The 15,668-nt window shown below is 72.6% G+C and carries 6 protein-coding genes; 2 read left to right on the top strand and 4 right to left on the bottom strand.

Annotated features, from left to right (window positions below):
- Positions 1-12: 12 nt before the first annotated feature.
- Positions 13-2,154, top strand: a complete 2,142-nt coding sequence (locus ACFVS0_RS08620; protein ID WP_430587718.1) for a hypothetical protein — start codon at positions 13-15, stop codon at positions 2,152-2,154.
- 27 nt (positions 2,155-2,181) lie between these two features.
- Here ACFVS0_RS08620 and ACFVS0_RS08615 read toward each other — a convergent pair whose 3' ends face one another.
- Both ACFVS0_RS08615 and ACFVS0_RS08610 read right to left on the bottom strand, forming a co-directional pair.
- On the bottom strand, positions 2,182-5,169 hold the full coding sequence (locus ACFVS0_RS08615; RefSeq protein ID WP_430587717.1) for a fibronectin type III domain-containing protein: 2,988 nt from the start codon (positions 5,167-5,169) through the stop codon (positions 2,182-2,184).
- 144 nt (positions 5,170-5,313) lie between these two features.
- Positions 5,314-6,321, bottom strand: coding sequence for a LacI family DNA-binding transcriptional regulator (locus ACFVS0_RS08610; RefSeq protein WP_430564659.1), 1,008 nt, complete (start codon positions 6,319-6,321; stop codon positions 5,314-5,316).
- A gap of 169 nt (positions 6,322-6,490) precedes the next feature.
- On the opposite strand from ACFVS0_RS08610, the gene ACFVS0_RS08605 reads away from it, so the two are divergent.
- Positions 6,491-6,910, top strand: a complete 420-nt coding sequence (locus ACFVS0_RS08605) for a transferase (RefSeq protein WP_430564660.1) — start codon at positions 6,491-6,493, stop codon at positions 6,908-6,910.
- Positions 6,911-7,230: 320 nt separating this feature from the next.
- On the opposite strand, the gene ACFVS0_RS08600 is transcribed toward ACFVS0_RS08605, so the two are convergent.
- Positions 7,231-7,506: a GlsB/YeaQ/YmgE family stress response membrane protein gene (locus ACFVS0_RS08600; RefSeq protein WP_430549249.1), complete on the bottom strand. Its 276-nt coding sequence runs from the start codon at positions 7,504-7,506 to the stop codon at positions 7,231-7,233.
- Positions 7,507-7,638: 132 nt separating this feature from the next.
- Positions 7,639-15,450 (bottom strand): DUF5979 domain-containing protein, encoded by a 7,812-nt coding sequence (locus tag ACFVS0_RS08595; protein WP_430587716.1) that lies wholly within the window; start codon positions 15,448-15,450, stop codon positions 7,639-7,641.
- Between the last annotated feature and the right edge of the window lie 218 nt (positions 15,451-15,668).

Here is a 15,668-nt window from a genome sequence, read left to right as displayed (position 1 = left end):
AGGGGCCCCACCGTGCACTCCCAGCCCATCGACCGGCGCGCGCTCGTGCGCCGGCACGACGTCGAGCAGACCACCCTCGACCCGCGCAGCCCGGTGACCGTCGGGAACGGCGAGCTCGGCTTCACCGTGGACCTCACCGGCCTGCAGTCGATGCCCGGCGAGTACCCCGTGCACAAGCGGGGGCACGAGCCCGACCGGGACGCCCCCGGCACGCTCCTCGGCACCCAGACCCAGTGGGCCTGGCACTCGATCGCGGGCGAGCGGGAGTACGCGCTGGAGGAGACCACCCGGCGGTACGAGGTCGACGGCCGGCTCGTGCCGTACCTCGAGGAGAGCCGGCGCGGCACCGCGGGGTACGACGCCAACCGGTGGTTCCGGGCCAACCCGCACCGCCTGGACCTCGGCCGCATCGGCTTCGTCGCGGTCACCGATGACGAGGACGACGAGGGCGACGGCGGCGAGCGCCTCGTCGCGCTGCGCCCGGCGGACCTCACGGACACCCGCCAGGTGCTCGACCTCTGGTCGGGGACGGTGGACAGCGCGTTCTCCCACCGGGACGTGCCCGTGCGGGTGCGGACCGCCGTCCACCCCACCCGGGACCGGATCGGTGTCACGGTCCGCTCCGCCCTCGCGGCGGGGCTCGCGATCGCCGTCGACTTCCCGTACGGCTCGTCGGACTGGCACAACGCCGCCGACTGGGACTCCCCCGACGCCCACTCCACGAGCGTGACGACCGTGCCCGGCGGGTGGCTCGTGGAACGGGTGCTCGACGGCTCGACGTACCGCGTGCACGTCGCCGCCACCGGCGCGGACCTCGCGCACGTCGCGCCGCACCGCGTGGTGCTGCGCCCCACCGCCGACGACGTGGACGTCGTCGTCGAGCTCACCACCGACGGGCAGGGCGACATGGTGCTGCTGCCCTCCCGGGCCGGGCACGCGGACACCGCCACGACCGCGGGCGACGCCCAGGAGGTGCACCGCGCGGCGGCCGCGCACTGGCAGGGCTTCTGGGAGTCCGGCGCGGCCCTGCGGCTCGCGGGGACCGACGACCCGCGCGCCCTCGAGCTCGAACGGCGCGTGGTGCTGTCGCAGTACGTCACGGCCGTGAACTGCGCGGGCTCCCTCCCGCCGCAGGAGACGGGGCTGGTGTGCAGCTCGTGGCGCGGCAAGTTCCACCTCGAGATGCACTGGTGGCACGCCGCGCACTTCCCGATGTGGGGGCGCCCGGAGCTCGTGCGGCCGAGCCTCGGGTGGTACCGGCGCGCGCTGCCGCTGGCCCGGGACACCGCGCACGCGCAGGGCTACGCCGGGGCCCGCTGGCCCAAGCAGCTCGGCTCCGTGCTCCGCGAGACGCCCAGCTCGATCGGCGTGCACCTCGTGTGGCAGCAGCCCCACGTCGTCTACCTCTCCGAGCTCGTCCACCGGGTCACCGGCGACGACGCGTTCCTGCGCGAGCAGGCCGAGGTCGTCTTCGCGTCGGCGGAGTTCATGGCCGACTTCGCCCAGGAGGGCCCCGACGGGTTCACGCTGGGGCCCCCGCTCGTGCCCGCGCAGGAGAGCTACGCGGGCGAGCGCGCCCGCCTGTCCAACCCGCCGTTCGAGCTCGCGTACTGGCGCTGGGCGCTGCGCACCGCCAACGCGTGGCGCGAGCGGCTGGGCCTGCCGGTCCAGGAGCGGTGGGCCGAGGTCGCCGAGGGCATGGTGGCGCCGCACGTGCGCGACGGCGTCTACACCGGCGTCGACGTCGAGCCGTACACGATCCGGACCGACCACCCCTCGATGCTCGGGGCGCTGGGCATCGTCCCGGACGTCGGGCTCGTCGACCCCGACGTCATGCGCGCCACGTACCTGGACGTGCTGCGCGACTGGGACTGGACGTCCACCTGGGGCTGGGACTACCCCATGATGGCGATGACCGCGACGCGCCTCGGCGAGCCCGGGTGGGCGGTCGACGCGCTCATGGACGCGGCGGGCAAGAACGTCGTGCTGCCGAACGGGCACAACCACCAGACCGACTCGCTGCCGCTGTACCTGCCGGGCAACGGCGGCCTGCTCGCCGCCGTCGCGCTCATGGCCCGTGCCCACCTCGACGGCGGGGCGGGGTTCCCGTCCGGCTGGGACGTCCAGCTGGAGGGGTTCCCCGCCACGGTCTGACGCCCGGTCGCCGCGGCGCCGGTCACCTCACGACGACCCCGGCAGGGTGCGGGCGAGCAGCGGCGCCGAGGGCTCCGACGTGCCGGCCGCGTTCACGGCGACCACCCGGTAGGTGTACGCCGTGCCGGGCTCGAGGCCCCGGTCGTACGTCGTGTGCACCTTCGCGACGCCGACCTCCTGCGGCTCGCCGCCGGCCGCGGACCGCAGGACGCGGTACTCCGTCGCGCCCCCGCCCGACGTCCAGACCAGGCCCGTGGACGTGGACCCCTGGAGCCCCACGCGCAGGTCGGTGGGCGGCGCGGGCACGGGCAGCGGGACGGTGAGGCTCTCGCTCCGCCCCGACTCGCCCAGCTCGTTGACCGCCGTGACGGAGTAGTCGTAGGAGGCCACGGAGGCGCTGATCGTGTCGTCGGTGTACCCCGGCGCGGTGGTGGTGCCGATCCGGGCGAACGCGCCCCCGCCGTCCCGGCGGTACACCTGGTACGTCTCCGCGCCCGGCACGGGCGCCCAGTCCAGCGTGAACGCCGCGGCCGACACCTCCGTGGCCCGCACCTGCCCCGGCGCCACGACCGGGTCCAGCGGGCCCGACGTCGTGGCCGCGACGTCGGCGGACGGCTCGGACTCGCCGCCCGGCGAGACCGTCGTCACCGCGTAGCGGTACGACGTCGACGGCTCCGCCGTGTCGTCCGTGTAGCCGGGGCCGGCCACGTGGTCGAGCAGCTCGAGGGCGCCGCCCGCGGGCGCGCGGTAGACGCCGTACGCGGTGGCGCCCTCGACGTCGGACCACGCCAGGTCGACGGAGTAGCTCCGCTCGGCGGCGACGGCCAGGTCGCCGGGCGCGGGCGCCGTCGTCGACCCCGAGGTCACCAGCGCGCGCACCTCGGCCGACGCGTCCGAGGCCCCGCCCGGCCCGACCGCCGTCACCTGGTACCGGTACGGCACGCCGGCCTCGACGCCGGCGTCGCGGAACGTGGTGCCCGCGCTGGTCCCGACGACCCGCGTCCCGGGCTCGGACGACGAGGTCCGGGCCACCAGGTAGCCGGTCGCGCCCGCGGCGCCCGTCCAGGAGAGCTCGACCGCCGGGTCGCCCGAGGGCCCCGAGGGCTCCGCGCGGACCTCTCCCGGGGCGGTGGCCACCGGCTCGGCGCCGCCCGGCACCGGGTCCACCGCGACGAAGTAGTTGAGCACCGTGCCGCCCGCGTTGGCCCCGGTCACGACGTGCGACCCGGCGGGGAAACGCGCCTTGAAGAGGTTCCACGACCCGCCGTGGTCGTCGGCGACGGTGAGGTCCGTGGCCTCGTACCCGTCGGTCAGCCAGGCCGGGCGCGGCGAGACGCGGGTGTCGTGCGCGACCCAGACGTCCGCGTCCACGGGCAGGTAGAACGAGAGCAGGTCGTCGTTCGTGGCGGCGCGCGACTCGACGGCCGACCGGACCCACTCGAGCCCCTGGATCTCGGGCGGCACTGCCGTGAACCGGTACGCCTTGCTGCCGGTCGTCCGGTCGCCGGCGACGAAGTCACCCACCCGAAGGTCCTGCTCGATCGACCACAGCGCGGCGTTGGCGGCGCCGTTGCTGCTCGAGTCCGTGACGACGGCGCTGCGGATCGCGTCGCCCTCCATGGGGGCCGTGGGAGCGGCTTCCGGGGCCTCCGGCGCCGGCGGCTCGAAGGCGTCGCCGGACCACGGCACCGGCGTCAGGGGGTAGCCCTTCGGGAAACCCGGGGCCGCGAGCTCGTTGAGGTACTCCTCCAGGTTCGTGTACCGGTCGCCGTCGTCGTCGCCGTTGCGGTCCTCGGGGTCGGTCGGGTCGAGCCCCCGCGCGAGCTCCCAGTCGTCGGCCATGCCGTCCCGGTCGGCGTCCGTCGCCGGGGTGCCCTCGTCGAGCTCGGGGTAACCGCCGACGTCCGACTCGTCCCCGATGATCGCGCCGGTCTGGTGCCGCACCTCGTCGACGACCCGCGCGTCCACCGCGTCGCGCGCGACCGAGGCCCCGGCGTGGTCGAGCGTCAGGCCGAGCGCCCGGCGCGGGCTCTGGGTATGCACCGGCGGGTACTCGAAGCGCTCGGGCACCCGGACGGCCGGGCGGGCGGCCTCGATCATCCCCGAGCCCGTGTCCCGGCCGTTCAGCACCCCGTCGCGGTTGCTGTCGATGCGGTTGTCGTCGAGGAAGACCTGGTAGTTCTCGTTGCCCCGCACGACCGCCGCGGTGGGGTTCGCGGAGTTCACGCCGGCGACGAAGTAGTTGCCCACCACGTTGCCGTACCCCTTGGTGCCGGACTCGCCGCCGGCCACGTAGGGGAAGTCGCCCCAGTTGTAGACGACGTTGTTCACGAAGTCCATGACGCCCTTGGTCTTCGGGTTCCGGTCGTTGTTGTGGGCGTAGAGGTTGTGGTGCATCGAGATGGTGTTCATCTCGACGAGCCCGCCCATGGAGTGCGTCAGCCGGCCCTCCGACATGATCGACCACTGCACCGTGATGTTCTTCGACCTCGGGTCGTCGTAGTCCTTGCTCTTGATCGAGAGGACCTCGTCCCCCGCCCAGGAGAACGACGAGTGGTCGACGATGACGTCCTGCGAGTCCTCGATGTACATCGCGTCGTCCGTGGACGCCGAGCCCAGCCGGAACCGCATGTTCCGGATGACGATGTCGCTGCTCTCGACGAACCGGACCGTGTTCCCCCTGATGGTCACGCCGTCGCCGGGCGCCGTCTGGCCGGCGATCGTGATCCCGTGCTTGTCGCGCGCGACGATCTGCGGGATCGTCACGTCCCCGGCGATCTCGAAGACGATCGTCCGCGGCACGTCGCCCGCCGTGGTCAGCGCGTCGTGGAAGGTCCCCGGCCCCGTCAGCTCCTTGCTCGTGACGTGGTACACCTCGCCACCGCGGCCCCCCGTCGCGGCGTACCCGAACCCTTCCGCCCCGGGGAACGCCGGGAGGGCGTCGTAGCCCGCCGACGCCGGCGCCGCGGGGACCGCGACGGCCAGGGCCGCCGCCACTCCGGCGGCGGCCGCCACCGCGGATCGTGCTGCTGACCGTCGTGCCCTCATCGTCCGTACCTCTCTGTACGTGCGCAACATTGTGGGAATGCGGTTTCCTGAACGTAGCGCCGACGTCCGTGCGCGTCAACAGGAACGACGGGGGTCGGGAGAGCCTGCGGGTCAGAGGCCGGGCGTCGTCGAGCCGCGCGGCACCAGCTCGCACGGCATCGCGACGACGCCGGGCTCGAGGCCGCCGCCCGCGAGCGCGCCGTGCAGGAGCCGCGCCGCCTCGCGCCCCATCTCCTCGAGCTTCATGTCGACGCTCGTGGTGCTCGGGTCGGAGTTCCACACCAGCGGGCCGAAGTTCTCGTAGCCCACGACCGCCACGTCCTCGGGGACGCGCACGGACTCCCGGCGGAGCCGGTCGATGACGCCGAGCGCGATGGCGTCGGAGTCGCACACGACCGCGTCGACGGCGCCGGCCCCGACGTCGTCGAGGATGCGGAGCATCGCCGCCCGTCCCCAGAGGGCGGTGCGCGGGCCGTCGGCCAGGTCGGCGACGAGCCGCAGCCCCTGGGCCTCCATCGCCTCGGCGACGCCGGTCCTGCGGTCCGCGGCCACGCGGTACTGCGGCCGGCCGCTGACGTGCGCGATGCGGGTCCGCCCGAGCCCCGCGAGGTGCTCGACCTGGAGGCGGCCACCCTGGGCGTCGTCCACGACCAGCGAGGCGTCCCGGGGGTCCCGCGACCGGCTGTGCACGTAGACGACCGGGACGGGGAGGTCCTCGCCGACCGGGTCGCGCTCCTCGGTGCGCCCGCCCACCACGATCAGCCCGTCGACCCGGCGGTCGAGCAGCGCGTTGAGCTGGTGCCGCTCGCGCAGCCGGTCGCCGCGGGCGTTGCAGAGGTGCACGAACGAGGAGTACGAGCTCAGCCCGTCCTCCAGCCCGTCGAGGATGGGCAGCGAGAACCGGGACTCGAGGTCGGCGGCGAGCACCCCGACGGACGTGACCGGCTGCCGCCCGGGGCCGCTGCTGGCGACGAAGCCGAGCTCGCGCGCGCTGTCCAGGATGCGCCGACGGGTGGCCGCGGAGATCCTGCCGCGCCCGTTGATGGCCTTCGACGCGGTCGACATCGACACGCCCGCGGCCTCGGCCACGTCCGCCAGCCTCGCACGATGTCTGCGCACGCCAGCGCTCCTTTTCGTCGACGCGCCACCCGGTGGCGTTCCCGCTGAGGACCCGACCGTACTGCACACGGGAACGTGCAGCCGTCCGACCGCCGGGGCCGCGTCCGGGAACACCAGGCGCCGCTTGCGCGTTATGTCACAAGATTCACCCGCACCATGAGGAGCACTCTTGCGACGCATCCCCCGAAAGGTCGAGGTCGAGCACGAGCCGGGGAAGTTCACCCGGTACCTCCGGCACGACAACGGCGAAGGCTTCGTCTCGCCGCACGCGAGCGTCCACCCCGACGCCACCATCAGGCCCGGCGCGTACGTCGAGGCCGGCGCCCGTGTGGGCGCGCACGCCAAGGTCGGCCGGTTCAGCTGGGTCGACGTCGACGCCGTCGTCGGGCGCGGAGCCCGCGTGGACGAGAACGTGCACGTCGGCGTCCGCGGCGTCGTCGGCGACGACGCCCGGGTCGGTTCCGGCTCCCGCCTCGGCACCGACAGCCGCGTGCCGTCCGGCGTCGTCGTGCCGCCCGACGCGATCGTGCCCGACGGCGAGACGGCCCACGGCGAACGCCGCCGGAAGGACTTCGGCACGGCCGCCTGACCCCGCGCACGGCATCACTCACGACACCCCGACGTCCCGCCGACCGGCCTCGCCCGGCCCCGGCGGGACGTTGCTATGGTGGCCGGTTCATCGACCCACCTGGAGGCGAGTGGAGGTGAACTCCCGTGACCAAGAACTCGAAGAAGCAGCCGGCGCTCACCCTCAAGGAGAAGCGCGCGCAGAAGCGCGAGAGAACTGCCGAGACCACCGTCAAGGCGCGTAAGCGATAGACCGTTCGCGAACGGGCCGGCCGTCCAGGGACGGCCGGCCCGTTCGCGCTCCCGGCGGCGGCACCCGCGCGGGATGCCGCCCGGGCAGGGTCAGGGGGTCGTCTGCTTGCGGCCGCCCATCCCGGCGACGATCGAGACGCCGATCGCGGCCAGCACGATCTGGAAGATCAGCTCGATCCAGTCGATGCCACCGGTGTCGCTGACGTCGATCAGGCTCGCGATCCACGTGCCCAGCAGTGCGGCGACGATCCCGATGATGATCGTCACGAGGATCGAGATGTTCTGCTTGCCCCGGACGACCAGGCGCCCGAGGGCCCCGATGATCGCGCCGATGATGATCGCGGTGATGATTCCCGTGGCGGTCACGGTGCTGCTCCCCTCCTCGACGACGGCGCAGGTCGCGCCCGCAACGAACGTACGGCGGACTGCCGCTGCACGCCCCCTGGACGCCGGCGGCGCCGACCCCGTGACCAGGGTCGGCGCCGTCGTGGGGCCCGGTCAGTGCTGCTGGCGGCGCCGGATCCCGACGGCGACCACACCTGCCGCGATCAGCAGGACGGCGATGCCGACCCAGAGGCCGATGTCCGCGCCGGTGGTCGGGAGCCAACCGCCCCCGCCGGTATCGGTCCCGTCGCCGCCCGCGGGAGGCGGGGGCGGAGCGAACGTGTTCGTCACCGTGACCGACGCCGGGTACGCCGCGACGGTGACCGCGCCCGGGTCGCCGTCGCCCACGGTCGAGACCGTGGAGGACGCCGCGCCCCCGTCGTCCGTCTCCGTCACGACGCACTCCGCGCCGATCGGGAGCCCGTCGTACGTGACGGTGTCGCCCGCCGCGATCTCGCGTGCCGCGCCGCCCGGGATCTCGATGTCCTCGCCCTGGAACGTGCAGGCGAGGGTCACCTCGAACGGGCCCACGTCGTAGGAGCTGCCCTCGAAGTCGACCACCTTCTCCACCGCGACCGACCCCACGTCGAACGTGTTGGTCACGGTGACCACCGCGGGGTCGGCGTCCGCGCCCGGCACGACCACCTGGCCCGGGTCGCCGCCCTCGACGGTCGTCGAGACCGTGGATGACGACGCACCGGCGGAGTCCGTCTCGGTGACGACGCACTCCGTCCCGATCGGCAGGTCGCCGTAGGTGACGGTGCCGCCCGCCTCGAGCGTGCGGGTCGCCCCGCCCGGGACGTCGATCTCCTCGCCCCGCAGCGTGCACTGCGCGGACACCTCGAACGGCCCTACGCCGAAGTCCGCGGCGTCGCCGTCCACCACCTTCTCCACGGTGAACCCGCCCAGGTCGTAGGTGTTCGTGACCGTCATCTCGACCGGGGCGAAGACGGTGGCCTCACCGTCGATCGTCACCGGGTTCGGGTCCAGCGTCACCTGGTCGGCGTTGCCCGTGCGTGTCTCCGTCGCCGTGCACTCCGCACCGTCGGGCAGCCCGAAGTACAGCCCGGGGAAGCCCGGGCCGAACGGGCGCACGCTGCCGCCCGGGATCGGCACCGGGTCACCCTGCGAGGTGGTGCACTCGAGCGTGACCTCGTAGGGGAACTCGTCGAACGGCACGTCGTCGAGGTACTGCTCCACCTGCGCCAACAACTCGGCGAGTACCTCGGGCGTGATCGGGCCGTCCGGGATCTCCGGCAGCGGCGGCAGGTCCGGCATCGTCGGGGCGTAGGCCCCCCCGTCGCCGTCCACCACCTTGCGCACCACGAGCGGCGCGGTGAGGAACGTGTTCGTGGCCGTCACCGTCACGGTGGTCGGCTCGCCGCCGTCGGCCGGCGGCACGACGACGTCGACGGTCGTGCCTTCGACCGGCTCACCGTCGTCGACCGTCATGGTGGAGGACGACGCCCCGAACGTGTTCGTCTCGGTCACGGTGCACTCCGCGCCGACCGGCAGGCCCTCGTACAGGACCGGCTCGCCGGGCACGAGCTCGCGGACCGCGCCGCCGGGGATCGGGAGGTCGACGCCCAGGTAGGAGCACTCCAACGTCACCTCGAACGGACCCGGGCCATAGAGGGCGCCGAGGCCCTCGAGGTCCTTGTCCACCTCGATGGTGCCGACGTCGAACGTGTTGGTGATAACCACCTCGACGGGCTGGTCGGAGCCGACGGTCACCGTATCGGGCACGACGACCGCTCCGGTGGCTCCGCCGTCGTCCGTCTCGGTGATCGTGCACTCCGCACCTGTGGGCAGGTTCGGGATCTGCGCCTCCAGCGGGCCCGCCCCACCGAGCACCACGGTGCCGTCGTAAACGGTGCCCGCCTCGCCCGGACCGTCGCCGTCGGCGTCGTAGGTGCACACCACCTGGATCGTGAACGGGCCGGCACCGTACGCGGGGCCGCCCTCGCCGTCGACCACCTTCTGCAGGTCGATCGCGCCGACGGTGAACTCGTTGGTCATCGCGACCTGCACCGCTGCCGCACCGTCGTCGTCCGGCACGATCGTGACGTCGGCCGACGTGCCGTCGGTCTCGACCGGGTCCTCGCCCGGCGTGGTGACCGTGATGGTCGTGCCCGCCGCGTTCGCGGCGTTGGTCTCGGTGACGGTGCACTCGGAGTTCACGGGCAGGCCGGTCAGGGTGACGGGCGTGCCGTCCTCGGTCAGCTCCACGACCATCGGGGTGTCCGCGTCGTAGCCGTCGGCGAAGACGGGCTCGCCGAGGAACGTGCACTCCACGGTCGCCTCGAACGGGCCGTAGGAGACCGGGTTCCCGTCCTGGTCGACGGCGTCGCTCTCGACCGTCTTGGAGAGCTCCAGGCTCGACAGGTCGTACCGGTTCATGGCCGCGATCGTCGTGGGGTCCTCGTCGACGCTCTCGCTGTCGATCGTCACCGTGCCGACGATCAGCTCGGTCTCGCCGTTGCTGCCGTCCTCCGTGATCGTGCACTCGGCGCCGTACGGCAGGTCCGGCACCACCGTGGGCGTGCCGGGCACCACCGTGATCGGGATGGGGTCCATCTCGGTCTCGACCCAGGTCCCCGGTGCGGACGTGCACTGTACGAAGAGCTGGAACTCGTCCGGCGCGTACTCCGCCCCGTCACCGCTGACCAGCTTGTTCACCTCGAGCGGGCCGCTCGCGGTGGCGACGCCCACCTTCGTGCCCTCGGTCGGCAGCAGGTTGAACGACGACCCGTTCTGCGCCTCCACGACCGCGGACGCGGCCGCCGAGTTCCAGGCGATGGACCGGTCGCCGGCCTCCGGTACGAGTGGCGGCGTGGTCGTCGTGCCCTCGAGCGCCACGAACTCGCCGGGCTGGAACAGCGCGTCCTCCGGGAACGTGACGACGACCTTCAGCGCGGCGATCTGCTCGTAGACGTCCTCGCCCGTCGACGACGTCAGCGGGGCCCACCCCGCGTCGGGGTCGGTCGGGCAGACGGGCTCGTTCATCGGGTCGTTGATGTCGTCCATGCAGTAGTCGTCGGCCGTCGTGTAGTAGAACGTCGCCCGGGCGCCGTCCGGCGCGTTCACGAGCTGCGGCGGCGGGTCGTTCGTGAGGATCGCGGCCCAGGCCGACCCGCGTGCGGAATCGGCGTACGAGCCTGTGTCACCCGGCGTCGGCAGGCGGTCGTAGAGCACCACCTTGCTCATGGGCAGGTTGCCGACGTTGTCGACCCGGATCCGCCAGGTCTCGTCGTGACCCGGGGCGACGACCGGCGTGCACGGGTAGGAGTAGAAGCCGTCCGCGTCGGGCGTGCACTCGACGGTGGGGTCGGGTGCGGCCGGGTCCACGATGACGTCGAGCTCGTCGTCGTCCGTCGCCTTGACCTGCTTCGACTGGCGGAGCACGCCTGAGGGGATGGTCACGACGTCGGAGTCTGCCTCGCAGGCGCCCGTCTCGTCGTCCAGCCGCGCCTCGCACTCGTCCCACGGACGGTCGCCGGTCACCCCGGCGGTGTTGCGCACGACCGTCCCCGCGGTGAGCCCCACCCGGAACTGCACCATGACGGTGATCGTGTACGTCTGCCCCACCTCGAGCACCGTGCCCTCGGGGAAGCTGAACGTCAGCGACTCGATGTCGCCGGACTGGTCGACCGTCACGTCTGCGGGGTCGGTGGGCAGCGGGTCGCCGTTGGCCGGGTCCGGAGCCGCACCGTCGAGCGCGTAGGTGAACGGATCGTCGACGTCCGCCAGCCGCAGCTGGGGACCGGTGGAGTCGGCCGGCATCGGGTCGTCGACGACGAGCTCGGAGATGGGGCGGTTGCCCGTGTTCGTCACGGCGATGTTCAGGGGGAACACCGCGTCGGGGGACTCGCTGCCGCCCGTGACCACGCCGTCGAAGTCCTTGACGACCTCGACGCCGTTGGTGGCGTGCACGTAGACGATGTCCTCGGTGGCCTCGTCCGCGTCCGACACCGGCACGAGGTCCCCGTCCGGCCCGACGACGAGGTCGGCGCCGGTGACCTCCCCCTGCACGGTGTTCGTCGCGACGCCGGGGTCGGTCTCGCCGGGCGCCGGCGGGTTCGCGGCGAGGTCGGGCAGGACGTCGCCGCCGGTCCGCAGCGTGTCGCGGCGCAAGATCTGGATCGGCACGGGCTGCGTAGGCGTCGCCGGGTTCTCCCAGATCGAGCCGTCCGTGCGGGTGAAGGTGAAGCGCAGGCCCTGCACGTCCGCGGGGTCGACGCCCGGGGGCAGAGTGAACGTGCTCGACGGCGTGCCCGGTTCCCAGTCACCGCCGGTCACGGTGACGCCGTCGTCGTCGCCCGTGAACGTGCCGCCGGTGTAGGCGTCCACCTGCACCTGTTGGATGGGCGTCACCAGCGCGGCGCTCGGGGCGAAGCCGACGAAGTCGTACTGGTTCCAGAACTGCGGGTCGTCGTCGGTGAGCACCATCTCGACCGCACGCGACGGCCCCTGCGGGGTCCCGGTGAGGGTCATGACGACGGGGGTGTCCGCGCCGTCGGCGCCGTGGTTCGGCTCCACCACCTGGCCGGGCGAGAACGACTTGCCGACCTGCACACCGATCGCGGCTTCCTGCAGCGTCATGTCGTCCGTGGCGTTGTCGAGCCGGTCGTCCTCCGACGTGCCGCCCGGGTCGGTGATCGTCGCGGCGGCCGTGTTGGGCACGGGGCTGTACTGCGCGACCGTGACCGGGTCGCCCGTGTACCGGTCCGTCTCCCGGAGTTGGAGCGTGAGAGCCATGCTGCCCTCGGCCCCCGGCATCACCAGCCCGTCGTACGCGACCTCGACGCCGATCACGTCGGCCAGGTCCGCGGCTGCGAGGTCCTCCGGGTTCGACGGGGTCCAGGTGCCGAGGGGGTTCTCCGTGTAGACGGTGGTGCCGCCGCCCTCCGCCGTCAGCGTCACCGTGGTCGACGTCGCGCCGGCGGGCGGGGTGAGGTCGATCGCCGTGAGGGTGAACGCGTCGAACGGCGACGTGCCCCCATCGGTGACGACGTCGCCTGAGCCGGGAGCCGTCGGGTCCGCGAGCCGCAGTCGCTCCACCTTGGCGTTCGACTCGTTCGTCCCGGTGACCGTCACGGTCGTCGACGGATAGAACTCGTCCGGGGTCTCGGCAGGGGGCACGGAGATGGGGCCGCCGTCCCAGTCCTTGGCCACCGACACGTTGAGCGGCCGGTCGAGGATGAGCACGTCGGCGTCGTCGGTGTCCGTGTACTCGTCGCCGTCGAACGTGGCCGTCCCGCGGGCCGTGTCGTTCACCAGCCCGGGCTCGTCCGGCACGTTGTACTGCGTGCCGTGCACGGCGCCGAGCACCGGGTCGCCGTCGCTGCGCTTGTAGTCGCGCACCTGGAACGTGAGGTTGAGGTGGCGGGCGTCGGCCCGCGTGGAACGCGCGACGCCGTCACCGGCGGCGGGTGTGGTCGGGTCGGCAGGGTCGTCGGTCCGGGTGGGCGACTCGGTGTAGACGACCCGCACCGAGAGGGTGGACTCCTGCTCGACCTCGGTGAGGAGGACCTCCGGCATCCCGCCGTCGCAGGGGATGGCCGTGGTGCAACCCGAGTTCGTCGCCTGCACCCAGGCCGTGCCGTTCCACAGCTCGACTCCCACGATTGCGTCGTACTGGATGAGCGGGTCGAGGCTGCTGCCGATGGCGGGGATGCTCACCAGGTTGAAGGCATCGTAGAAGGAGCCCGCGACCGCCGTGGACTCCGGGTCGGCGATGTCCGAGATGACCATCGGGTCGACGCCCGAGAAGCCGTTGGTCGACCAGGTGATCTGGGCCGTCACCTGGTCGTCCGTGCGGGCGAGCACCGTCGCCGGGTCACCCTCGAGGAACGTCTTGTCGACGAAGTCGAGGTCGCCCGTGCCGTCCACCGGGAACGGGTCGACGGTGGCGCATCCCTCGGCCGGCTCCGTCGGCCCCACGGCGCTCGACGACGCGCTGGAGGCGCCGCAGTTGGTCAGCGGCTCGTCCTGGTCCGGGTCGCCCGTGTACTCGGCGACGAAGTTCGGCTGGAACTGTGTGCCGGGCGGGAACCCGTCGGCCGTGGAGTCGTAGACGAACTGCACGCCCTGGGCGTCGGCCGGCAGGTCGCAGCTCACCGTGTTCGGGCCGGTGTACGGCCCGCAGCCGGGCGCCGGCACCCACGCCGTGCCGTTCCAGTAGTTGATGGTGAGCGTCGAGCCCGCCGGGACGTCGGTGCTGCGCACCTGGGTCGCGGTGAAGCTGTCCCAGAAGTCGCCCGGGTCCGACGGGTCGGTGGGGTCCTGGATGACCACCTGGTCGGCGTTCGTCGTCGAGCCGTCCGGGCCGAAGGGCAGCAGCTGGGTGGGAAGCTGCACCACGACGTTCTGCCCCGGCACGGCCGGGATCGTCGAGGGCGAGATGACCTTGGAGGTCTCGGTCGCGAGCCGGTCCACGAGGGTCACCAGGTCGGCGGACGCGGTGTCGTCGGCGTTGGGGACCTCGGCGTGGACCGTGTTGGAGTGGGTGAGGTCGTCGACGTCCTGGTCGGGGTCGGTGTCAGCCGTGAACGGGATGCTTGCCTCACCGCCGGTGACGATGTCGCCGGTGAACTCCACGCTGAACTGGGTGACGACGCAGTCCGCCGGTGGGTTCGGCAGGGTGTCGACAGTGGTCGTGCCCTCGCTGGCCGTGGAGCCGTCGGCGCAGGTGAACGTCACGGACGCGGCATCCGCGTCGGCGGGCCAGGTGACCCCGGTGCCGTCGCCGTCGGGCCCGAAGCCGGTGAAGGTCAGGGGCGAGTCGCCCTCGAACGGGCTGTCGGTGCCGGGCGCGGGCTCGGTAATCGTCATCGTGTCGACCGGGGTGCCGGTGTTCGTGGCGCCGAGCGTCACCGTCGTCGGGTCGCCGGCGCTCACGGTGGCCGGGTCGAACGACTTCGATGCCTCGACGCTGTTGTTCGGCGGTGTGATGACGTAGTCGTCGTCGGCCGTGACCTCGTCGGACTGGTCGTCGTCGTGCGTCACGTAGGACGACGAGTCGTTCTCGACGGTCGTCGTGTCCGTGAGCTCGGTGACCGCGTCGCTCTGCTGCACCTCGACGGGGATCGTGGCCGTGGCACCCGGCTGGATGTCGCCGCTGAAGGTGTACCGCACGCCCTGCACGGTCGCCGGGTCGACGGAGTCGTCGAGCGGCAGCCACTGCGTGCCGTCCCAGTACTCCTCCTCGACGGTGTCGGCGTTCGGCGGCAGGGTGATGTCGCCGGTGCCCGTGTACTCGAGGTAGGTGAAGGGGTTCGGGTCGGCCGTCGGGTCGACCGGGTCCTGGACCACGAGGGTGTCGACCGGGTCGTTGGACGTGTTGGTGGCGCCGAGCGTGATCGTCGCCGCGGTGCCGGGGCTCGCGAGCGCCCCGCCGGGTTCGATCGTCTTCGTCGTCTCGGAGTCGAGGACGAGCGGCACGTCGGGCGTGATGTCGTCGCTGGCGGACTGCTCGGTCGCGTTGTCCGCCAAGACCGTGGCCGTGTTCGTGATCGGCACGCCGTCCTGGCTGTACGGCAGGTCGGGGTCCACCTGGGCGGTGATGAGGATCTGCACCTGGCCGCCGTTGTTCACCTGGTCGGCGGTGTAGGTGACCGTGTCGGTGTCGGGGTCCGCGTCGATCGTGCCGCCGGTCGCGCCGGTCTGGCTCTGGATCGACGCGCTGACCAGCTGCATGCCGTCGGGGAGCTCGTCGGTGATGACGGCGTTGGTGCACGGGTCGGCGTTGGGGTCGGAGCAGGAGACCGTGACGACCCACTGGACGTTCTGACCCGGCTGGTACGGCCCGGAGCTGACCTCCTGCTTGCTGATGCCCCACGTCGCGGCCGACGCCGTCGTCGCCGGGATGACCGCGCCCGCGAGCGCGAGCACGACGGCGCCGAGCACGGAGGCGGCACGACGCACGCGCCGTCGCGCGCGCAAGCGCGCGCTGCGGCGCTGTCGTTCCCCCGCTGACCTACGACCATCCACCATCGGTGCCCCTCCACACATCGGTGCAAACCGCCCGCGCGCGACGCTGTGCGCGGACACCACTCCGAAGGTGTCAGATATCGGTGGACTAGGCCTGCTGAACGGCGGTACATCCGAATGATCGGGAACACCCGGAAACCTCCGCGATCGCG

Origin of the sequence: Isoptericola sp. NPDC058082, assembly GCF_042885055.1 — a bacterium.
Taxonomy (GTDB): domain Bacteria; phylum Actinomycetota; class Actinomycetes; order Actinomycetales; family Cellulomonadaceae; genus Isoptericola.
The sequence above is the reverse complement of the archived record's forward strand: the minus strand, read 5'-3'. Positions and strand labels throughout refer to the sequence as shown.